Below are 22,628 nucleotides of genomic sequence, written 5' to 3'. Positions count from 1 at the left end.
TCGATCATTATTCATTTTTGCTTTATATTTGTAAAAAAAATATACATGCAATTTCTTATTTATATATTGGCCTATCCTTTACTATGGCTGATCTCTATACTTCCTTTTCGCTTATTTTATTTATTCTCTGACTTTGTTTATGTATTAGTATACCGAGTTATTGGATATCGTAAAAAAGTAGTCCGCGAAAATCTGGCACAGACTTTACCACATTTAAGTGATGCTGAAAGAAAAATTATCGAAAAGAAATTTTATCACCACATGTGTGATATGTTCTTAGAAATGGTAAAAACCATGAGCATTTCTGCAGAAGAAATGGAAAGAAGATTTCAGGTTACGAATATCGAACTTGTACAGGATTATGCTAAAAAAGGAAAAAGTGTAATTCTCGTAGCTTCACATTATGCCAGTTATGAATGGCTTTTGACTATAAATCCTAAATTGGGTTTTCAGGGAGTTGCTGTCTATAAAAGACTTGCCAATCGTTATTTTGATAATTTAATTAGAAAAATACGTTCGAAATATAATACCGAAATGGTCGAAACCAGAAAAGCAATCCCAACAATGGCACAAAACCAGCGAAGCGGAAAACTTAGTTTATACGGTCTTGCGAGTGACCAGTCTCCAAAACTGGACCGAATTTTCCATTCGATGAAATTTATGGGAATTGAAGTTCCTGTTCATACCGGTGCCGAAATGCTGGCCAAAAAATATGACCTAAGTGTAATTATGGTAAAAGTAAAAAAGGTAAAAAGAGGTTTTTATGAAGCTACTTTTTTAACCATTGCAGATAATCCGCATGAATATCCTGATTTTGAAATTACAGAGAAATACTTAAAAGAAGTAGAAAAACAAATTTATGAAGCTCCGGAGTTTTATTTATGGACGCATAAAAGATGGAAACATAAAGTTGAAAAATCATTATAAAACAAAAGCCTCTTTTGATTACAAAAGAGGCTTTTTAAGTTAAAAATTACCACTTCCAAATTTGTGGCTCATCTTTCCATATTATAAGTCTGAATTCTTCGTAATGATTTCCATTTCCAATTGTATGTTCATCACGATGTCCTTTTCCTAATTGTAATTTATGAAGCATTCCTGAAGATGAACCAATCCAAAGTGTTTTTTCATCATCTGAAATAGTCATACCAGAAATTGTTGAACCTAAATAATGTCTCCAAATTTTCTTTCCTGCCTTATCGAATGCTTTAATATATCCATAAGCATCTCCAAGAATATAATAATCTAAAGCTGCAAGTCCTGTGTAAACTCTCATCTCATCATCGATTACTATAAACTCATCGCTTTCAGTATAAGCTTCAACCTGAATTTCTTTGATTTTAGCAGTCTCAACACCAATCGTAATTCCATTATAAAAATGACAGGAATTTGTAATCAACTGTTGATCATCTTTTGAAAAAAGACAAAAATGAGGATATGATGATTGTGGACCAATTTGATTAATTTTATTTCCATCATTATCCATAACAACATGATCAACTCCTTGGTCACCGGCTACAATATATTTATTATCATTAGATAATGTCGCATTTTCCATATCAATATTGGTATCCCAATCCTCTTCATCATCTTCATTAATTGGATGAATTAATTTTTCAACGTTTTCAGAAATCAAATAAATTCCTTCAGAACTTACAAAAAGAACTTTTGATCCATCATTAAAAGGAATCAATTCTGTAATTCCAATATTTGCTAAATCATTTAAAATAAACTCACGTATAAGCTCTCCATTCCAATTTTTAAAAAGAGATACTCTATTTTCTGAAACTACAGCAAAAACATTTCCTTGTTTAGATTTTCCAACAGCTCTAATTTTAGAATCTAACTTCAATATTTTATCACCATCTAATAAATAAGCCTGCCTTTTTTCATAAGAAGTTCCAGTTAAAAAAACTATTCTTTGATTATCAATAAAAAAAAGCTGCTCAATGCTTTGAGCCTGTTTTTCAATAAATTTGATAATTGGCATATTTGATGGAGGAAAATCATCTCTAAATTTATCTACTGTACCCTCAAGATTTGCTTTTTTTAATAAGTCTAAAACATCTTTGCCCAAATGATCTCGAATATCTTCAGGTTCTTCACCTTTCCAATTTTCCCATCCATTTTTCTCTCCAAAATCAACCATTTCGTTAATTCCCTGTGCATATTTTTTTCCCTTTGAAAACCATTCTTCCTGAATATTCATATTGGTATTTTTTAATTAAAAATATTTATTGAAACAAAAATATAAATAAAAACTTACAAATAAAAAATCCTCTTTTGAAATTCAGAAGAGGATTATCTTTATATCAAATTGTGAAATTAAATTCCTGCAATCACTTTGATTTCATCAATAATACGAAGCGCTAATTTATCAGCAGCATCCTGCGAAGGCGCTTCAGTATAAATTCTGATAATTGGTTCTGTATTTGATTTTCTTAAATGAACCCATTCAGATGCAAAATCAATTTTTACACCGTCAATTGTCGAAATATCTTCGTTTTTATATTTTTCTGTCATTTGAGTTAAAATCGCATCAACATCAATTTGAGGTGTTAATTCAATTTTATTTTTACTCATATAATATTCAGGATATGAAGCTCTTAATGCAGAAACCGACATTTTTTTATTTGCCAGATGCGTTAAAAATAAAGCAACTCCAACCAAACTGTCACGTCCGTAATGCAATTCAGGATAAATAATCCCTCCGTTACCTTCACCTCCAATAACGGCATTATTTTTTTTCATTAATTCTACCACATTCACCTCACCTACTGCACTTGCTTCATATTTTCCATTATGAGCATTTGTAACATCTCGCAATGCACGAGAAGATGACATGTTAGAAACCGTATTTCCAGGAGTTTTACTTAAAACATAATCTGCAACCGCAACTAATGTATATTCTTCACCAAACATTTCTCCGTCTTCGCTAATAAAAGCCAAACGGTCAACATCTGGATCTACAACGATTCCAAAATCCGCTTTCTCTTTTACAACCAGTTCCGAAATATCCGTTAAATGTTCTTTTAAAGGTTCCGGGTTATGAGGAAAATGTCCGTTTGGTTCGCAGTATAATTCTACCACTTCAACGCCCATTAATTTTAATATTTTAGGAATAATAATTCCGCCAGATGAGTTTACACCATCAACTACAACTTTAAATTTTGCCTCTTTTACTGCTTCAATATCAACCAGAGGAAGATTTAAAACTTCATCGATATGAATATCCATGTAAGCATCATTTGGCGTGATTTCTCCAAGATTATCAACATCAGAAAAATCAAAAGCTTCAGCCTCTGCAATTTCAAGAATTTTAGCTCCGTCTGCACCGCTTAAAAATTCACCTTTTTCGTTTAATAATTTTAAAGCGTTCCATTGTTTTGGATTGTGCGATGCTGTAAGGATGATTCCGCCGTCTGCTTTTTCAAGCGGCACAGCAACCTCTACTGTTGGCGTTGTAGAAAGCCCAAGATCAATTACATTGATTCCTAAACCAATTAAAGTATTTACAACAAGATTATGAATCATTGGTCCAGAGATTCTAGCATCACGGCCAATTACAACTGCCAGTTTCTCTTTTGAAGTATTATTTTTAAGAAAAGTTCCGTATGCCGATGCAAACTTTACTGCATCAACAGGAGTCAGGTTATCTCCAACTTTTCCGCCTATTGTTCCTCGTATACCCGAAATAGATTTTATTAAAGTCATTTTTGTGAGTTATGGTTATTTTATTACAAATATAAAAAAGTTACTAAGGTTCTAAGGCACTAAACTGCTAAGTTTTTAAAATATCTCATGAAAGCTGTGAGATACTGCTGTTTTAAGATTTCTCAGTATTTTTATAAAAACCTTAAAATTTTAAACTAAAATCAGCGTTTATAATCTTATGTAAAAAAGCTTATACTATTTTATAATTTAACGCGGCGTCTTAGCAGCTTAGTATCTCAGCATCTTTTAGAATGAACATAATCATCTAAAAAAGTTTTCATACTTTTACTAAAATAACATCGTGTATTTGCCTCTCACAACTTAGCATCGTAAACAATGAATTTCCTCGCCCACATATATCTTTCCGGTGAAAATGACTTAATTAAAATTGGCAATTTTATGGCTGACGGTATTCGCGGAAAACAATTTGAGCATTTTCCGGAAGATGTACAAAAAGGAATTCTTTTACACCGATTTATAGACACTTATACTGATTCTCACGATATTTTCAGGCAGAGCACAAAACGGCTTCATGAGAAATATCATCACTATTCAGGTGTCATTGTCGACATTGTTTACGATCATTTTCTGGCAAAAAACTGGAGCCTTTATTCTGATGAAAAACTGGAAGATTTTATCAATAGATTTTATCAGTCACTTCATGATAATTACAATATTCTCAGCGAAAAAACGCAAGGTCTCATGCCGTATATGATTGAAAGAAACTGGCTTTTGAGTTATCGAACTGTAGAAGGAATTCATCAAATTTTAACACAGATGGACAGAAGATCCAAAAATGTTTCAAAAATGCAGTTTGCCAGCGAAGAACTAAAGGAATTTTATACTGATTTTGAACAGGAATTCACCGTGTTTTTTGAAGATCTCCAAAAACACGCCAAACAAAAATTACTTTCATTATAAATAAAACCGATTATGAAAAAAATTTCTCTTCTATTTTATTTTATTTCTATTTACAGTTTCGCGCAGACAGCACACCCAACTGGTTTAACGGCATCAAAAGCCATGGTGGTTTCTGCCCGCGAAGAAGCATCAAAAATTGGTGTCGAAATCATGAAAAAAGGCGGAAATGCCTATGATGCTATGGTGGCAACAGAACTGGCTCTTGCAGTAGCATATCCGTATGCCGGAAATATTGGCGGAGGCGGATTTATGGTTTACAGAAAAGCAAACGGCGAAGTAGGAAGTTTGGATTATCGAGAAAAAGCGCCATTAGCGGCTACAAAAAATATGTTTCTTGATAAAGAAGGAAATGTAATAAAAGGCAAAAGCACCGAATCGGCTTTGGCAATTGGTGTTCCGGGAACTATTGCCGGAGTTTTTGCTGTTCATAAAAAATTAGGTTCACTGCCTATGTCTGAAATTTTAAAACCTGTAATAGCTTTAGCAGAAAGAGGTGTTGTGGTAACCAAAAAACAACAGAAACAATTAGAAGCATATCATGATGCCATTGTAAAGGCAAATGGTTCAAACACCTTAATGGCAGGAAATTTTAAAGAAGGCGACACTATAAAATATCCCGCTCTTGCCAGTACTTTAAAACGAATTTCTAAAAATGGGAAAGACGAATTTTACAAAGGCAAAACGGCTCAGGTTTTAGTTGATTATTTAAAGAAAAAAGGCGGTATTATTACGCTGAAAGATTTAGCGGTATACGAAGCAAAATGGAGAACACCATTGCAGTTTGATTATAAAGATTTAAAAGTAACATCGATGGCACCGCCAAGCAGCGGCGGTATTTGTCTGGCTCAGATTATGAAAATGATTTCTCCTTTTTATCTATCAAAAATGGGACATAATTCTGAACAGTCGATTCAGGTAATTGTAGAAGCAGAAAGAAGGGCTTATGCCGACAGAAGCCAATATTTAGGAGATCCGGATTTTGTAAAAATTCCAATAAAAGGACTTCTTGCAGATTCTTATTTAAAAGAAAGGATGTCAAGTTTTGATTCAGAAAAAGCAACTTTATCATCAGACATAAAAGAAGGAAAAGTAACTTATAATGAAAGTACCGAAACCACTCATTATTCTATCGTAGATCAATTTGGAAATGCTGTTGCAGCAACAACGACGCTTAACGACGGCTTTGGTTCAAAATATTACTGCGATGAACTGGGCTTCTTTTTAAACAATGAAATGGATGATTTTAGTGCCAAACCGGGTTCTCCAAATATGTTTGGATTAGTTGGAAATGAAGCCAACAGCATTGCACCTCAAAAAAGAATGCTGAGTTCAATGACACCTACAATTCTGGAAAAAAATGGAAAATTATTTATGGTTGTAGGTTCGCCGGGCGGATCAACTATTATTACATCAGTACTGCAGACTATTTTAAATGTTTACGAGTACAATATGAGTATGCAGGATGCTGTAAACGCACCTCGTTTTCATCATCAATGGCTTCCGGATCTTATAACTTTTGAACCGGATACTTTTAATTATAAAACCTTAGAAAGCTTAAAATCAAAAGGATATTTAATCAACGAAAAAACAACTCCGGTAATTGGAAAAGTAGATGCTATTTTAGTTTATCCGGACAATACACTAGAAGGAGGTGCCGATTTTAGAGGAGATGATAAAGCAGCTGGATTTTAAACACAAAAAGATTTAAGTAGAAAAATTTGATAAAATTGAATGTTTAGAGCTAAATTTGCATTCTCGGTAAATTTTTAAAATACTAATGATAAAAAATCTGTTTAAACGACTGGAAAACATTATTGCTTTGGCTCAATCTATTTTGACACCCAAACAATTCATTTTTTTATCAAGTGTTTTAGTTGGAATTTCCTGCGCCTTTGCGGTAATTGTTTTAAAGACTTTTGCCCACAGTGTTTTTTCATTTGCTACTTATATAAGCGGTATTTTAAAATTAGGTTTTATTAATAGTATCCTGCCTATAATTGGTATTTTACTGACTGTATTAGTAGTAAAAAAAGTTTTAAACGGAACGATTCAAAAAGGGACTTCTCAAATTTTATATGCCGTTGCTAAAAAAGCAAGTATTATCCCGAAAAAGCAGATGTATGCTCAAATTGTAACCAGTTCCTTAACGGTTGGTTTAGGTGGATCTGCCGGATTAGAAAGTCCAATTGTTATTACAGGAGCCGCTTTTGGTTCTAATTATGCCCAAAATTATAAGTTAGCTTACAAAGACAGAACACTGCTTATTGGCTGTGGTGTTGCTGCCGGAATCGCCGCTGCATTTAACGCACCAATTGCCGGAGTTCTTTTTGCTATTGAAGTTCTGCTGGTCGATGTTAGTATTTCTGCATTTACGCCTATTATGATTTCTGCTGCCACGGGTGCATTAGTTTCGGCAATTGTATTAGACGAAAGCATTCTTTTATCTTTCAAAAAACAAGAAACATTCGATTATCACAATATTCCTTTTTACGTGCTTTTAGGAGTATTAACCGGCGCAATTGCCGTTTACTACTTCCGAAATTTCCAAAAAGTCGAACATTATTTTTCCGAACTAAAAATGGGTCCTTATAAAAAAGCCCTTATTGGTTCTTCGCTTTTGGCTCTTCTTATTTTTATTTTTCCAACTCTTTTTGGTGAAGGATACGAAAGCATTAAAACCCTTTCTGAAAATGATCCTGGACAATTATTAGACAATACTTTATTTGCCAGCTGGAGAAACAACGAATGGATGCTGCTTCTTTTTGTAGGCTGCACCATGATGGTAAAAGTTTTTGCATCTGGACTTACAATAGGTAGCGGCGGAAACGGTGGTAACTTTGCGCCATCGCTATTTTTAGGATCTTATTTAGGGTATTTTTTTTCAAAATTTATTACGCTGACTGGGTTATCAAAATTGCCTATTTCTAATTTTACAATGGTAGGAATGGCCGGAATCCTTAGCGGATTGTTTCATGCACCGCTTACTGCAATATTCCTTATTGCTGAAATTACAGGAGGCTACGGACTTATGATTCCGCTTATGATTGTTTCTTCGATCAGCTTTGCTATTTCTAAGCGTTTTGAGAAATATTCGCTTGACGTAAAAAATCTGGCAAAAAAAGGACACGCCTTTACCAGCAATAAAGATTCGAATATTTTATCGACTCTGGATATCGACACCATTATTCAAACCGATTATTTAACCGTTTCTCCCGAAGATCATTTAAGTAAACTCGTAGATCTTATTTCACACTCAAATCAGGTAGTTTTTGCCGTTGTAAACAACGACAGAGATTTAGTGGGTATCGTACATTTTAATGATATCAGAGAAATTATTTTTAATGCCTACCGCGTAAAATATACTTTGATTAAAGATGTTATGAAAATGCCGGCTGCCACTATTTCTTCAAATGACAGCATGGAAATTGTAATGACGAAATTTGAAATGTCAAAATCGGCTTTTCTGCCCGTTATTCGAAATGAAAAGTATTTTGGTATCATTTCAAAATCAATTGCGCTCGAAGCTTACCGAATGAAACTGCGTTCAATGACAATTGAATAAACTTAAAAAACAAGCCCTAAACCAGTGTTAATTTGTTACTAATTGTAACATAAACTTTTGCATTTGAGTACAAAAAGAACAAATCAAAGTGGTAACTTTGCGTTTTGCTCAATTTTATGCTAGATAAAGACAACACTATTGAAGTTCTTGGCGCAAGAGTTCATAATCTAAAAAATATCGATATTTCAATTCCGCGTGAAAAACTGGTTGTAATTACCGGTTTATCAGGTTCGGGAAAATCATCTTTGGCATTTGATACTATTTATGCTGAAGGGCAGCGTCGTTATGTGGAAACTTTTTCGGCTTATGCCAGACAATTTCTCGGCGGATTAGAACGCCCTGATGTTGATAAAATCGACGGACTTTCTCCCGTTATTGCCATCGAACAAAAAACAACCAGTAAAAGTCCGCGTTCAACCGTAGGAACTATTACCGAAATATATGATTTCTTAAGACTTTTATACGCTCGTGGCGCAGACGCATACAGTTACAATACAGGCGAGAAAATGGTTTCCTATTCTGATGAACAGATTAAAAATCTGATTATTGAAGATTACAAAGGAAAACGCATTAACATTCTAGCTCCGGTTATTAAAGCCAGAAAAGGACATTATGCCGAATTATTCCAGCAGATTACAAAGCAGGGATTCCTGAAAGTTCGTGTAAACGGCGAAGTTCAGGACTTAGTCGCAGGAATGAAACTTGACCGTTATAAAACACACGATATTGAGATTGTGGTTGACAGAATGGTAATTGAAGATAATCCAGATACTCAAAAAAGACTTGCTGAAAGCATTAATACCGCTATGCATCACGGCGAAGATGTATTAATGATTTTAGATCAGGATTCTAATGAAGTACGTTATTTCAGCCGAAATTTGATGTGTCCTTCAACCGGAATTTCATACCAAAATCCAGAACCTAATTTATTCTCTTTTAACTCCCCAAAAGGAGCCTGTCCACATTGTAACGGACTGGGAACGGTTCACGAAATCAATGTAAAGAAGATTATTCCAAATCCAAAATTGTCTATAAAAAGCGGTGGTTTAGCTCCGCTTGGTGAATATAAATCATCTTGGATTTTCAAACAGCTGGAAACAATTGGAGAAAAATTTGGGTTTAAAATAACCGATCCAATCGAGAAAATTCCGCAAGAAGCCATGACGATGATTTTGTATGGCGGAAAAGACAAATTTACCGTAAGCTCAAAAGATCTTGGCGTTACACGCGACTATAAAATTGATTTTGAAGGAATTTCAAACTTCATTAAAAATCAATATGACGAAAGCGCTACAACAAGCATTAAACGCTGGGCAAAAGATTTCATGGACGAAATTAATTGTCCTGTCTGCGAAGGTTCACGTCTTAAAAAAGAAGCCTTATTTTTTAGAGTAAATGAAAAAAATATCACAGAATTATGTGATATGGATATATCAGATTTAACAGCGTGGTTTCATGATTTAAATGATCATTTAACAGACAAACAGCTTTTAATTGCATCTGAAGTTGTAAAAGAAATTAAAGACCGTTTGAACTTCCTGATGAATGTTGGTTTGAATTATCTGGCTTTGAGCCGAAGTTCAAAATCACTTTCCGGCGGTGAAGCACAGCGTATTCGTCTGGCAACACAAATTGGTTCGCAATTAGTAGGCGTTTTATATATTCTGGATGAACCAAGTATTGGTTTACACCAAAGAGATAATGAAAAACTAATTCAGTCTCTGGAACAATTACGCGATATTGGAAACTCAGTTATTGTAGTAGAACACGATAAAGACATGATCGAAACAGCCGATTATGTAATTGATATTGGTCCAAAAGCCGGAAAATACGGCGGGCAGATTATCAGCACCGGAACACCAAAAGAAACTCTGGCATCAAATACTATTACCGCTCAATATTTGAACGGTAAAATGAAATTAGAGATTCCGAAAGAAAGACGAAAAGGAAACGGAAAGTTTTTAAAACTAACCGGAGCCACAGGAAATAACCTGAAAAATGTTTCGATTGAAATACCTTTAGGACAATTAATTTGTGTAACAGGAGTTTCAGGAAGCGGAAAATCGACATTGATTAATGAAACGCTCTACCCTATCTTGAACGCTCATTATTTTAACGGCGTAAAAAAACCACAGCCGTATAAAAAAATTGAAGGTTTAGAACATATAGACAAAGTTATTGATATAGATCAAAGTCCGATTGGAAGAACCCCTCGTTCTAATCCGGCGACTTATACCGAAGTTTTTACCGAAATTAGAAATCTGTTTACGATGACTTCAGAAAGTATGATTCGTGGTTATAAAGCAGGACGTTTCAGTTTTAACGTAAAAGGCGGACGATGTGAAACCTGCGAAGGTTCTGGCGTGAGAACAATAGAAATGAACTTTTTACCAGACGTTTATGTAGAATGTGAAACTTGTCAGGGAAAACGCTTTAACAGAGAAACACTTGAAATTAGATACAAAGGAAAATCAATTTCAGATGTTTTGGATATGACGGTTGATGAAGCAGTTCCGTTTTTTGAAAATATTCCGAAGATTTACAGAAAAGTAAAAACAATTCAGGATGTCGGTTTAGGATATATTACGCTTGGACAGCAAAGTACAACACTTTCCGGCGGAGAAGCACAGCGAATTAAACTTGCAGGTGAATTATCTAAAAAAGATACAGGAAATACATTTTATATTCTGGATGAACCTACAACCGGACTGCATTTTGAAGATATTCGAGTTTTAATGGACGTTATTAATAAACTGGTTGATAAAGGAAATACTATTCTGGTTATCGAACATAATATGGATGTTATTAAACTTGCCGATTATATTATCGATATCGGTCCGGAAGGCGGAAAAGGCGGCGGACAATTAGTTGCTAAAGGAACACCGGAAGAAGTAGCTAAAAATAAAAAAAGCTACACGGCTAAGTTTTTGAAAAAAGAGTTAGAATAACAAAATCTTTATATTGGGATGGATTTTATCCATCCCAATAATTATTACAGGATGAATTTTTCATTTATGATTTTGATACCTTCATAAAATTTCATCTCAGGAAAATAGTCTTAAACCTGCATTACTTTTAATTCATTGATTTTTAATCTACAAGCAAAAAAACTGATTCATAAATGTTACATTTTAATTAATAAATCTACATTTTTATAACAATTCTTAAAAAAAGCACTAATTTAGTACGCCCTTTTTGTCAACGCTTTTTATTCTGACAAAAGACTTAAGATAAAATCTATGAATCTAAAAGATAAATTCAGTAATGTAGATCAATATTTTTCGCCTAAAATAATTGATGAAGTAAACGATCAATATATTAAAGTGGCTAAAATAAAAGGTCAGGAAGTTCCGTGGCATAATCACGAAAATGAAGATGAATTATTTTACATTGTTGACGGCGAACTTTTAATGGAAATCGAAAATGAACCCGCTGTTACAATGAAAAAAGGTGATTTGTTTGTTGTAAAAAAAGGTGTGAATCACAGGGTTTCGTCGGCAGAAGAATGTTTAATAATGCTGATCGAATCTAAAACTACAGAGCATACCGGAAAAGTTAAAAGCAGGATTACAAAATCAATTGAAGAACAATCCTATTAATAATAGTTTTTCTTTTACAAACCAATTGTTTATTTAAAACCAACTGCCCCAGCCCTGATGGGAACGGCATCTCCTGATTTAGAAAAACAAGGCTCTTTAGCCAAAGTTTTTGTGAATCAAGCATAGTGAACATCAGGAATCAGCTCCTAATTCTAACTATAACAAAATAGCAGCTTAATAAAAATATAAATTATAAAATACCTAAAATGAGATTAGAAGATTTTGATAATGACGACGACAAAATAATCCAGGACAGTTTAAAACAAAAAACCTGGAATGAAATTAGAACAAATGACAGCTGGGCAATTTTTAAAATTATGTCTGAGTTTGTCAGTGGATATGAAAGAATGGGTCGTATTGGTCCTTGTGTTTCCATTTTTGGTTCGGCACGAACAAAACCAGATGACAAATATTATTTACTGGCTGAGAAAATTGCTTTCAAAATCAGTAAAGCCGGTTATGGTGTAATTACGGGAGGAGGCCCGGGAATTATGGAAGCCGGAAATAAAGGAGCACATTTAGGCGGCGGAACTTCGGTAGGTTTAAATATCGAACTTCCATTTGAGCAGCACTTTAATCCTTATATTGATCACGATAAAAACCTGAATTTCGATTATTTCTTTGTGAGAAAAGTAATGTTCGTAAAATATTCACAAGGTTTTGTGGTTATGCCGGGAGGTTTTGGAACACTTGACGAAATGTTTGAAGCGATTACTTTGATTCAGACTAAGAAAATTGGAAAATTCCCAATTATATTAGTTGGAGTTGAATTTTGGTCTGGATTAATCGAATGGGTAAAAACAGTTTTGGTCGAAAAAATGCACACTGTCAGCCCGGAAGATTTAAACTTATTTAAAATCGTAGACACTGAAGATGAAGTAGTTGAAGCGCTTGACAAATTCTACAAGAAATACGATTTAAGTCCAAACTTCTAAAATTTAAATTACATATTATCACAAAATTTGAAAGCTGTTTTTTTAAACAGCTTTTTTTATATTATTTTTACCGAAAACCGAAAGGCGTTTATACACGTAACTTAAGGAATATCAACAATTTTACTCCAATTCTTGAAATCATATTATAAAATTATAATACTTGTTTTTGTTTTATTCACTTCGATAAAACAATACGCGCAACATCAATCTAAGATGGAAGTGGCGGTTAATCTTGAACTTAAAACACTTAATACCAAACAAGATATTACGTATTATAACACTTCAAACGACACACTGGATTCGATTGTACTGAACGATTGGAATAATGCTTTTGCTGATAAAAATACGCCTTTGGCAAAACGCTTTTCTGATGAATTTTATCGTGGTTTTCATTTGGCAAAAGCCGCTGAAAGAGGAAATACAACTATTTTAAGCCTTACTGATTCTAATTTTACAGCTTTTGAATGGGAAAGAACCGAAAAAAATCCGGATTTTATTATTGTTAAACTAAACCAAAGACTTTTTCCGGGCGAAAAAATAGATCTGCATATTACTTATATTTCAAAAATACCGAGTGATAAATTCACACATTACGGATTTGACCAAAACGGAATGAATTTAAAAAACTGGTTTTTAACTCCTGCCCGTTTCGAAAATCATTCTTTTGTAAAATACAACAACTTTAATCTTGATGATATTGCCAATGCCACGGCAGATTTTCAGCTTGAAATAAAAGTTCCAAACAATTATTCTGTTATAACCGATTTAAATTCGGTTTCTAAAGACAGTTCAAATACGTCTTACGATATTTATTCCTTTTCCGGAAATAACAGAACTGATTTTAATTTGTTTATTGAAAAAGAAAACAATTTTAGAAGTTACGATAACGGAACAATCGAAGTTTTATCTGACCTGAAAAACAAAAAGATAACCGAAATTGAAAAAGCCATTGTCATTAATCGTGTGGCCGCTTTTGCGAATGAATTTATAGGGAAATATCCTCACCAGAAAATCACGGTTTCGCAGGCTGATTACGAACGAAATCCATTTTACGGGCTCAATCAGCTTCCTTCATTTATAAGTCCGTTTTCAGATGAATTTATGTTCGAGATTACGTTTTTTAAAACCTATCTCAACAATTACTTAAAAAATTCACTTCGACTTGATCCGCGAAAAGACAACTGGGTTTACGACGGAATTCAGATTTATGCCATGATGAAATACATGGAAGAATACCATTTAGATGAAAAAATGCTTGGAAAGCTTTCTAAAATGAAACTTTTTAAAAGTTACAACATTACCAATCTTACCTTTAACGAGCAATACAGCTATTACTATATGCTTATGGCGCGTAAAAATCTGGATCAGCCTCTTGGTGATCCAAAAAACACTTTAATAAAATTTAACGAACAGATTGCCAGTAAATACCGCGCAGGTTTAAGTTTAAGCTATTTAGACGATTATTTAAATCACAATATTGTACCCGAGAGTGTTCAGCAATTTTATGAACTTAATAAATCACAGCAGACAAATCGTTATGATTTTGAAAAAATTCTAGTTAATAAAAGTCCAAAAAATCTTGACTGGTTTTTTAATACCATTATTGATTCAAGAGAAATTATTGATTATAAATTTACAAACGTATCCAGAACTGCAGACAGTGTTCAGTTTTCTATAAAAAGCAAAACAGATATTTACGCACCAATTCCGATTTATGGACTTAAAAAGAACAAAATCGTTTTTAAAGAATGGATAGAGCCTAAACAACCGGATTCAATATACCAATTCAGCCGAAAAAACGCTGACAAACTGGTAATTAATTATGATAATGAAGTTCCGGAATTCAATCAGAGAAACAACTGGAAATCATTAAAAAGTTTAGCGATTACCAATCGTCCTATAAAATTTAATTTTGCAAAAGATTTAGAAGATCCTTATTACAATCAAATTTTATATATTCCTACGCTTACTTATAACTATTATGACGGTTTTACGCCAGGAGTACGTTTTCATAACAAAACCATACTAGACAAACCTTTTATATTCGATATTAATCCGGCTTATTCTTTAAAAGCAGGAACATTATCAGGTTCGTCTGCTTTTTCATGGAGTCAGTATTACAGAAACAGTACTTTATATAATGTAAGATATTCTCTAAGCCAGAACTATTTTCATTACGCGCCGGATGCAACGTATTTAAGACTAAACCCTATGGTGCAGTTTCGAATTCGTGAAGAAAATTTCAGAGACAACAGAAAACAACTTATCCTTTTGCGTCAGGTAATTGTAAACCGCGAAGCAAGTTCTTTTATTACAGATAATTCAAAACCTAATTATTCTATTTTCAACGCGCGTTACGCCAACACCAAAACGGAATTAGTAGATCATTTTAATTTTATGACTGATGTTCAGTTTTCAAGCGGTTTTGGAAAAGTTTCAGGAGAAGTAGAATATAGACGATTATTTGAAAATAACCGAAAGTTAAACCTGAGATTATTTGCGGGAAGTTTTATCTACAACACAACAAATTCAGATTATTTTAGTTTTGGTCTAGACAAGCCAACAGATTATTTATTTGATTATAATATTCTGGGAAGATCAGAAACAACAGGCTTTTTCAGTCAGCAGTATGTAATTGCCGAAGGCGGATTTAAGTCCAGACTTAATCCTTCTTATGCCAATCAATGGATGGCGACTGTAAATGCCAGTTACGCTCTTTGGAACTGGATTGAGGTGTATGGCGACGCCGGTTTTTTAAAAAATAAACATCAAAAAGAGTATTTTGGTTATGACAGCGGAATACGCTTAAACCTTGTGCCTGACTATTTTGAACTTTATTTTCCGGTTTATTCAAATAACGGATGGGAAATATCACAAAATAAATACAACGAAAAAATTAGATTTGTGATAACTTTTTCACCAAGAACATTAGTCACTCTTTTCACCCGAAAATGGTTTTAATTGAATAAATTTTAATCAAAAACATAAATAATTATCAGAAAAAGAACAAATACAATAAAAATATCATAAATAAAATACGTAGTTTTTTGGTTTTAAATACAAATAATTGAATTATATTTATTTTAAAGAATTATGATTATTGATTGTTTTTAAGTAATTTCGCAGACTCAACATGACCCCTACAAGATTATGATAACAGAAAAAAGCAATACTACTTTAACCTTTGAAGATTTCAAAACGGAGGTATTGACGGATTATAAAATTGCCGTTACTAGCCGCGAATGTAGTCTTTTAGGCCGTAAAGAAGTATTAACCGGAAAAGCTAAATTTGGAATTTTTGGAGACGGAAAAGAAGTACCACAGCTTGCTATGGCTAAAGCCTTTAAAGATGGGGATTTTCGTTCTGGATATTATCGTGATCAAACTTTTATGATGGCGATTGGCGAATTAACCGCAAAACAATTTTTTGCAGGTTTATACGGCCATACCGATTTAGATTATGATCCAATGTCTGCCGGAAGACAAATGGGCGGACACTTTGTTACTCACAGTTTAAACGAAGACGGATCTTGGAAAGATTTAACTAAACAAAAAAACTCAAGCTCAGATATATCGCCTACAGCAGGACAAATGCCAAGATTATTGGGATTAGCTCAGGCTTCAAAAATTTACAGAAACGTTGATGGAATTACCATAAAAGACAAATTTTCTGTAGAAGGAAATGAGGTTGCATGGGGAACTATAGGAAATGCCAGCACATCTGAAGGTTTATTTTTTGAAACCATTAATGCTGCCGGTGTACTTCAGGTTCCTATGGTTATGAGTGTTTGGGATGATGAATACGGAATTTCGGTTCACGCCAAACACCAAACTACAAAAGAGAATATATCTGAAATATTAAAAGGCTACCAGCGCGATGAAGACTCAAAAGGTTATGAAATCTTTAGAGTAAAAGGCTGGGATTATGCCGAACTAGTTTCGACTTATGAAAGAGCCGGCGCAATTGCCCGCGAAGAACATATTCCTATTTTAATTCACGTAAACGAATTAACGCAGCCTCAGGGTCACTCTACTTCTGGTTCTCACGAACGTTACAAAAGCGCAGAAAGACTAGCTTGGGAAAGAGATTTTGACTGTATTCGTCAAATGCGTTTATGGATGATTGCCATTAATATCGCATCTCCGGAAGAATTAGCAGAACTTGATGCTCAGTTAAAGAAAGAAGTTCTTGATGCTAAAAAAGAAGCCTGGAATGATTTTATCAATCCAATTATCGAAGATCAGAATAATCTTTTAAACTTATTGGAGCAAATTGCAGAAGCAAGCATCAACCATAAAGAAAGAATCAAAAAATTAATTTCTGAATTAGCAGCTATTAAAGCGCCTTTAAAGAAAGAATTATTGGTTTATGCACGCAAAATTCTTCGTTTTATTGAAGTTCCAAACAGTAAGGTTCTTTTATCAAACTGGATTACTAATTTTATTGAACTTACTCAGGAAAAATTCAGCAGTAATCAGCATTCAGAATCAGCTCAAAATGTATTTTCTGTACAAAAAGTACTTCCTAAATATGCCGAAAATGCAAAATTGGATCTAGACGGAAGAATGATAATTCGTGATAATTTTGATGCATTATTCAATAAATATCCTGAATTATTGATTTTTGGTGAAGATGTTGGAAACATTGGCGACGTAAATCAAGGTTTAGAAGGCATGCAGGAGAAATACGGAGAACTTCGTGTTGCCGATGTCGGAATTCGTGAAGCCACTATTATTGGTCAGGGAATTGGAATGGCGTTAAGAGGTTTACGTCCAATTGCTGAAATCCAGTATTTAGATTATTTACTGTATGCAATTCAAATCATGAGTGACGATTTGGCAACATTACAATACAGAACGGTTGGAAAACAAAAAGCCCCATTAATTATCAGAACCCGCGGACATCGCCTAGAAGGTATCTGGCATTCTGGTTCTCCAATGGGAATGATTATAAATGCAATTCGAGGAATTCACGTTTTGGTTCCTAGAGATATGACACAAGCAGCAGGATTCTACAACACGCTTTTAGAATGTGATGAACCTGCATTAGTAATCGAATGTTTAAACGGTTACCGATTAAAAGAGAAAACACCTCTAAACTTTGGAGAATTTAAAACACCAATTGGTGTTGTAGAAACTTTAAAAGAAGGTGCAGATATTACTTTAGTTTCTTACGGATCTACTTTAAGACTGGTTCAGCAGGCAGCTAATGAATTATTAGATTTAGGAATTGACTGTGAAGTTATAGATATTCAGTCTCTACTTCCGTTTGACGTAAATAAAGATATTGTAAAAAGTATTGCAAAAACAAATCGTTTGTTAGTAATCGATGAAGACGTTCCGGGTGGAGCTTCAGCATTTATCTTACAGCAGATTTTAGAAGAACAGGACGCATACAAATATCTTGACAGCAAACCGCAGACTCTTGCTGCAAAAGCCCACAGACCGGCTTACGGAACTGACGGTGATTATTTCTCTAAACCTTCTGCCGAAGATATTTTTGAGAAAGTGTACAGCATGATGAATGAAGTTAATCCTTCTAAATTCCCGGCTTTATATTAAGAATTTTAGATTTTAGATTTTAGATTTTAGATTTTAGATTTTAGATTTTAGATTTTAGATTTTAGATTTTAGATTTTAGATTTACTATAATAAAAAAAGCTCCTAAGGAGCTTTTTTTATTATTACAACTGTTTTGTCATTTCGACGTAAGGAGAAATCTTCGCAAGAAACTCCACGCAGTAAATCTTCAATCTTTGTCGAACTGCTTGTGGAAATCCTTTCCTCGGGATATAAATCAATTAATTAAATATCTCTAAGCATAGCTTTCGCTTTTTCTAAATCTTCGGCTGTGTCAATACCAATTCCAACATGTGTTGTTTCGACCATTTTAATACGTTTTCCAAATTCTAAATAACGCAATTGTTCCAGTTTTTCAGAAGCTTCTAAAGACTTCATTGGAAGACTGTAAAAATCTAACAAAGCTTGTTTTCTAAAAGCATAAATCCCAATATGCTGAAAATATCTTACTCCAGCATTTTTTTCTCTTGGATACGGAATTACTGATCTCGAAAAATACAACGCAAACTGCGCCTGATCTACCACAACTTTTACATTATTTGGGTTATTGATTTCGTCTTCATCTTTAATTTCACGCATTAACGAAGCCAGATCAACCTTTTTGTCATGATCGTCTCTAAAAACAGATAAAACCTGCTCTAAAGGGCCGGCTTCTGTAAAAGGTTCATCGCCTTGAACATTTACCACAATATCCACATCAAGATCAGCAACAGCTTCAGCAATTCTGTCACTTCCTGATTCGTGTTCTTTGATACTCATAATCGCTTTTCCGCCATGAGAAACAATTTCATCAAAAATTAAATCCGAATCTGTAACTACAAAAACATCATGGAATAAATTAGTTGAAACTGCCGCTTCATACGTTCTTAGAATTACTGTTTTGCCTCCCAAATCCTGCATAAGTTTTGCAGGAAAACGTGTTGATGCGTATCGTGCCGGAATTACCGCTATTATTTTCATTTTAAATCTCGTTTTAAGTAAAACAAATGTAAGTAACTTTTAAATTTCAGCCACGAATTTCAAAAATTACGCTAACACAAAAATCTTTAGAAAAAATTCGTGCAGATTCGTGATTCGAGCGATAACGAATAGACAAAGTGAATTCGTGGCCGCAAATATTATTCTTCAAAACTTTCGTCTTTAAATCCTATTAAATAAAGTTTGTTTTTTGCACGTGTCATAGCAGTATAAAGCCAGCGTATATAATCGTGGTCAATACCGTCCGGCAGATAAGGCTGTTCAATAAAAACCGTATTCCATTGCCCTCCCTGCGATTTATGACAAGTTATCGCATACGAGAATTTCACCTGAAGTCCGTTAAAATATTCGTTTTCCTTTACTTTTTGGAATCTTTTATATTTTGTTGGTTCATCTTCATAATCTTTCATTACCTCTTCATACAAACGATTGGTTTCTTCGTAAGTTAAAGATGGAGATTCACTTTTTAAAGTATCGAGAATCAAAACCGTTTCAAAAGGTTTTTGGTCAGGATAATCCACCATTCTGATTTTTACTTTGGCAAAACTAAATCCGTATAATTCGCGGATTCCAAAAAGCTCAAGCACTTCAATAATATCACCATTGGCAATAAATCCCGCATGATCACTTTCTTTAAGCCAGAAATAATTGTTTTTTACCACCATTAAAAAGTCGCCAACCGAAAGTTCGCTTTCTTTAAACAAAATTCGGCTTCTAATTTGTTCGTTGTATTGATTTGCCCTTTTATTTGACCGCACAATAAAAGCAGTATCTTCAATACTATAATTGCTGTAAGCGGTATTTATAGCATCCTGAATATCATAACCGTCAGTTAAACGTACAATATCTTTAAACTTTTTTACATTGAATTTAAACTCCGTAATAAAACTCTCTTTCAATAATTCGCGTAATTCTGTGGCATTGTACAAAATCCCGGAACTCTCTTCCTGACGCATTACTTCGTCTAACTCAATATGTTCTACTTCTTTATCATAATGAACGCCAAGCGTATGAATATCCAAAGCCGGACTTATATCAAGATTTACCGGAGGAAGCTGTGCTGTATCTCCAAGCAGAATCATTTTACAATTGGTTCCCGAATACACATAATAAATCAAATCGTCCAAAAGTGAACCGCTGTCTAAAGTACTGTCTGAAATCATTGAGGCCTCATCGACGATAAAAATGGTGTTTTTATGTTTGTTGACTTGTTTGGTAAAAGCCACTCCTCCACCCGATGATTTTTTAGGGAAATATATTTTTTTATGAATCGTAAAAGCCGGTGTATTCGAATAGTTTGCAATTACTTTTGCGGCGCGTCCCGTTGGCGCAAGCAGAACAAATTTTTTATTAATGTCGCCCAGATTATTTACAATAGTCGAAATTACTGTTGTTTTTCCTGTTCCGGCATATCCTTTCAATACAAAAATTGTATCATTTGCAGGTTCGGTTAAAAAAATGGCGATTTTTTGAAAAAATATATCCTGTTTGTAAGTGGGTGCAAAAGGAAATCTTTTTTGCAGAATGCCGTAAAATGAGGCTGAATTCATAAAGTAAATTTGAAATACAAAGGTCGCTTTTTTAAATGGCAATGACAAAAATCAATTGCAGTATTCAATTTCTATTATCAAAATTAAAAAACACAACCTCAAGTTAAAATTTACTTATACACCTGAAAATAAACACAATGATAATACTTAGATAACTTTATTGTAATATTATTTTTTGAAATTGCATTTAATTTATGTGATTGTCATTGAAATGCAATTAACATTGTTATTTTTTTTATTTGTAAGTTTGTGGTCACCTTTAAATTCTTTCTTGAAACAAAACAGGTAACGAATTGTAAATCAATTATGTCAATACACAATAAAAATATCACATCAAAAAATTATAAAAAACTTTCGATTCAGGTCTCTCTGAACGGATTTTCATTTTGTTGTTTTGATACTTTAAATAACACGATTACTGCTTTTAATGAAGTTTTGTTTGATACTCAAAAACAAAATAAAATTGAAGATTTATATGCTTCAGCTTTTAAGAATCACCCTGAATTAAAAGAAACGTATGACGATATTTTAGTCATTCATAATAATAATCTTTCCACTTTTGTACCTACGGCATTATTTGACGAAGATTATCTGGGAAGTTATTTGCAGTACACCACAAAAGTATTCGATACAGATTTTTTTACGTACGATCAGATTTTGAATTACGAAATGAATTCTGTTTACATTCCCTACATCAACATCAATAACTTTTTAATTGATAATGTGGGTTCATTCGATTACAAACATGTAAACAGTATTTTGGTCGAAAAAATTCTTGAAGCTTCAAAAAATAACGACGAGAAAAAAATGGTAGTTAATTTTAATCCCGACCATTTTGAAATTATCGTTGTTCAAAACCAAAAACTGCTGTTATTTAACTCTTTTGAATACCAGACTCCTGAGGATTTTATTTATTATATTCTTTTCACAGCAGAACAGTTAAATTTAAATCCTGAAATTTTTCAATTAGAATTATTGGGTACAATTCATCAGAATGATCCATTCTACGCTATTGCTTACAAATACGTTCGTAATATTTCTTTTCTTGACGTTAGCACGTTAAAAGAAAGAAACAATTATACAACTGCTCGGAATCAAAAACATTATATCTTATTTCAATCATGAGAATCATTTCAGGAAAATACAAAGGGCGCCGGATTTTTCCACCAAAAAATCTTCCTGTAAGACCTACGACTGACATGAGTAAAGAAGCATTGTTTAATGTTTTAAATAATCATTTTAGTTTTGACGGCTTAAAGGTTTTGGATTTATTTTCGGGAACCGGAAACATTAGTTATGAATTCGCTTCACGCGGAAGCGCTCCTATTACGTCTATCGATGGCGATTTTGGATGCGTAAAATTTATTAAACAAGTTTCATCAGAATTTGATTTTGATATTGCAGCGACAAAAAGTGATGTTTATAAATTTTTAGAAAACTGCAAAACGACTTACGATATTGTTTTTGCCGATCCGCCTTACGGATTTGATCAGGCAGCTTTTGAAAAAATTGTTCTCACAGTTTTTGAAAAAGAATTACTTTCTGAAGACGGAATGATGATTATCGAACATTCTAAATATACCAAAATGGATCATTTAAGTAATTTTTCATTTCAGAAAAGTTACGGCGGTTCTTTTTTTAGTTTCTTCGAATTAAATTCTACAGATGATGATGAAGAACTTCCGGGCGAATCGCCATTGAAAATTGTTGAAGAAGACGAAGGATAATTTATATCAATTTTTAACTTTTTAAAATCCCAAATTCCAAACTTCAATTGGAATTTGGGATT

At 33.5% G+C, this 22,628-nt stretch carries 15 protein-coding genes; 11 read left to right on the top strand and 4 right to left on the bottom strand.

Translation table 11 applies throughout. The annotated features are described in order from the left end of the window. The first annotated feature begins 45 nt into the window (after positions 1-45). Positions 46-927, top strand: coding sequence for a lysophospholipid acyltransferase family protein (locus ABD859_RS19185; RefSeq protein ID WP_345146253.1), 882 nt, complete (start codon positions 46-48; stop codon positions 925-927). A 46-nt stretch (positions 928-973) separates the two neighbouring features. Here the strand turns inward: ABD859_RS19185 and ABD859_RS19180 are convergent, their stop codons facing one another. Continuing rightward, a complete protein-coding gene (locus ABD859_RS19180) occupies positions 974-2,209 on the bottom strand; it encodes a YncE family protein (RefSeq protein WP_345146251.1) in 1,236 nt (411 codons plus the stop codon). 116 nt (positions 2,210-2,325) lie between these two features. Further along, complete coding sequence (glmM, locus tag ABD859_RS19175) at positions 2,326-3,714, bottom strand: phosphoglucosamine mutase (RefSeq protein WP_345146249.1); 1,389 nt, start codon at positions 3,712-3,714, stop codon at positions 2,326-2,328. Positions 3,715-4,050: 336 nt separating this feature from the next. Here glmM and ABD859_RS19170 point away from each other — a divergent pair, with 336 nt between their 5' ends. The 8 genes from ABD859_RS19170 to ABD859_RS19135 all read left to right on the top strand — a co-directional run bounded on the left by ABD859_RS19170 (position 4,051) and on the right by ABD859_RS19135 (position 18,293). Next, the gene (locus tag ABD859_RS19170; protein WP_345146248.1) at positions 4,051-4,635 is read left to right on the top strand and encodes an acyl carrier protein phosphodiesterase; all 585 of its coding nucleotides are present in this window, start codon (positions 4,051-4,053) and stop codon (positions 4,633-4,635) included. A 12-nt stretch (positions 4,636-4,647) separates the two neighbouring features. After that, complete coding sequence (gene ggt / locus ABD859_RS19165; protein WP_345146246.1) at positions 4,648-6,327, top strand: gamma-glutamyltransferase; 1,680 nt, start codon at positions 4,648-4,650, stop codon at positions 6,325-6,327. 85 nt (positions 6,328-6,412) lie between these two features. After that, on the top strand, positions 6,413-8,197 hold the full coding sequence (locus tag ABD859_RS19160) for a chloride channel protein (protein ID WP_345146244.1): 1,785 nt from the start codon (positions 6,413-6,415) through the stop codon (positions 8,195-8,197). Between the two features lie 116 nt (positions 8,198-8,313). Then, positions 8,314-11,145: an excinuclease ABC subunit UvrA gene (gene uvrA / locus ABD859_RS19155; protein ID WP_345146243.1), complete on the top strand. Its 2,832-nt coding sequence runs from the start codon at positions 8,314-8,316 to the stop codon at positions 11,143-11,145. Between the two features lie 291 nt (positions 11,146-11,436). After that, the gene (locus ABD859_RS19150) at positions 11,437-11,796 is read left to right on the top strand and encodes a cupin domain-containing protein (RefSeq protein WP_345146242.1); all 360 of its coding nucleotides are present in this window, start codon (positions 11,437-11,439) and stop codon (positions 11,794-11,796) included. Positions 11,797-12,002: 206 nt separating this feature from the next. Beyond that, a complete protein-coding gene (locus ABD859_RS19145) occupies positions 12,003-12,731 on the top strand; it encodes an LOG family protein (protein ID WP_345146240.1) in 729 nt (242 codons plus the stop codon). 213 nt (positions 12,732-12,944) lie between these two features. Beyond that, entirely contained in the window at positions 12,945-15,692 is a 2,748-nt protein-coding gene (locus ABD859_RS19140) for a gluzincin family metallopeptidase (RefSeq protein ID WP_345146239.1), read from the top strand. A gap of 189 nt (positions 15,693-15,881) precedes the next feature. Beyond that, positions 15,882-18,293 (top strand): alpha-ketoacid dehydrogenase subunit alpha/beta, encoded by a 2,412-nt coding sequence (locus ABD859_RS19135; protein WP_345146238.1) that lies wholly within the window; start codon positions 15,882-15,884, stop codon positions 18,291-18,293. Between the two features lie 243 nt (positions 18,294-18,536). Here the strand turns inward: ABD859_RS19135 and kdsB are convergent, their stop codons facing one another. Next, entirely contained in the window at positions 18,537-19,271 is a 735-nt protein-coding gene (gene kdsB / locus ABD859_RS19130) for a 3-deoxy-manno-octulosonate cytidylyltransferase (RefSeq protein WP_345146237.1), read from the bottom strand. A 158-nt stretch (positions 19,272-19,429) separates the two neighbouring features. Next, positions 19,430-20,839, bottom strand: a complete 1,410-nt coding sequence (locus ABD859_RS19125) for an ATP-dependent DNA helicase (RefSeq protein ID WP_345146236.1) — start codon at positions 20,837-20,839, stop codon at positions 19,430-19,432. 306 nt (positions 20,840-21,145) lie between these two features. Between ABD859_RS19125 and ABD859_RS19120 the strand changes: the two genes are divergently transcribed. Further along, positions 21,146-21,964, top strand: a complete 819-nt coding sequence (locus tag ABD859_RS19120) for a DUF3822 family protein (protein ID WP_345146235.1) — start codon at positions 21,146-21,148, stop codon at positions 21,962-21,964. Further along, positions 21,961-22,566 (top strand): RsmD family RNA methyltransferase, encoded by a 606-nt coding sequence (locus ABD859_RS19115; RefSeq protein ID WP_345146234.1) that lies wholly within the window; start codon positions 21,961-21,963, stop codon positions 22,564-22,566. Before ABD859_RS19120 ends, ABD859_RS19115 begins: the two co-directional genes overlap by 4 nt. Positions 22,567-22,628 lie beyond the last annotated feature (62 nt).

Source organism: Flavobacterium ginsengiterrae, from assembly GCF_039539785.1.
Classification (GTDB): domain Bacteria; phylum Bacteroidota; class Bacteroidia; order Flavobacteriales; family Flavobacteriaceae; genus Flavobacterium; species Flavobacterium ginsengiterrae.
Note: the sequence above shows the minus strand (reverse complement) of the source record. Positions and strands in the feature narration are given on the sequence as shown.

What these genes read in the sequence shown, in the direction of transcription:
- uvrA (WP_345146243.1), top strand. Translation starts at nt 8,314, where the DNA reads ATGCTAGATAAAGACAACACTATTGAAGTTCTTGGCGCAAGAGTTCAT.
- ABD859_RS19160 (WP_345146244.1), top strand. Translation starts at nt 6,413, where the DNA reads ATGATAAAAAATCTGTTTAAACGACTGGAAAACATTATTGCTTTGGCT.
- ABD859_RS19170 (WP_345146248.1), top strand. Translation starts at nt 4,051, where the DNA reads ATGAATTTCCTCGCCCACATATATCTTTCCGGTGAAAATGACTTAATT.
- ABD859_RS19140 (WP_345146239.1), top strand. Translation starts at nt 12,945, where the DNA reads ATGGAAGTGGCGGTTAATCTTGAACTTAAAACACTTAATACCAAACAA.
- ABD859_RS19180 (WP_345146251.1), bottom strand. Translation starts at nt 2,209, where the DNA reads ATGAATATTCAGGAAGAATGGTTTTCAAAGGGAAAAAAATATGCACAG.
- ABD859_RS19120 (WP_345146235.1), top strand. Translation starts at nt 21,146, where the DNA reads ATGTCAATACACAATAAAAATATCACATCAAAAAATTATAAAAAACTT.
- ABD859_RS19125 (WP_345146236.1), bottom strand. Translation starts at nt 20,839, where the DNA reads ATGAATTCAGCCTCATTTTACGGCATTCTGCAAAAAAGATTTCCTTTT.
- glmM (WP_345146249.1), bottom strand. Translation starts at nt 3,714, where the DNA reads ATGACTTTAATAAAATCTATTTCGGGTATACGAGGAACAATAGGCGGA.
- ABD859_RS19150 (WP_345146242.1), top strand. Translation starts at nt 11,437, where the DNA reads ATGAATCTAAAAGATAAATTCAGTAATGTAGATCAATATTTTTCGCCT.
- ABD859_RS19115 (WP_345146234.1), top strand. Translation starts at nt 21,961, where the DNA reads ATGAGAATCATTTCAGGAAAATACAAAGGGCGCCGGATTTTTCCACCA.
- ABD859_RS19185 (WP_345146253.1), top strand. Translation starts at nt 46, where the DNA reads ATGCAATTTCTTATTTATATATTGGCCTATCCTTTACTATGGCTGATC.
- ABD859_RS19135 (WP_345146238.1), top strand. Translation starts at nt 15,882, where the DNA reads ATGATAACAGAAAAAAGCAATACTACTTTAACCTTTGAAGATTTCAAA.
- ggt (WP_345146246.1), top strand. Translation starts at nt 4,648, where the DNA reads ATGAAAAAAATTTCTCTTCTATTTTATTTTATTTCTATTTACAGTTTC.
- kdsB (WP_345146237.1), bottom strand. Translation starts at nt 19,271, where the DNA reads ATGAAAATAATAGCGGTAATTCCGGCACGATACGCATCAACACGTTTT.
- ABD859_RS19145 (WP_345146240.1), top strand. Translation starts at nt 12,003, where the DNA reads ATGAGATTAGAAGATTTTGATAATGACGACGACAAAATAATCCAGGAC.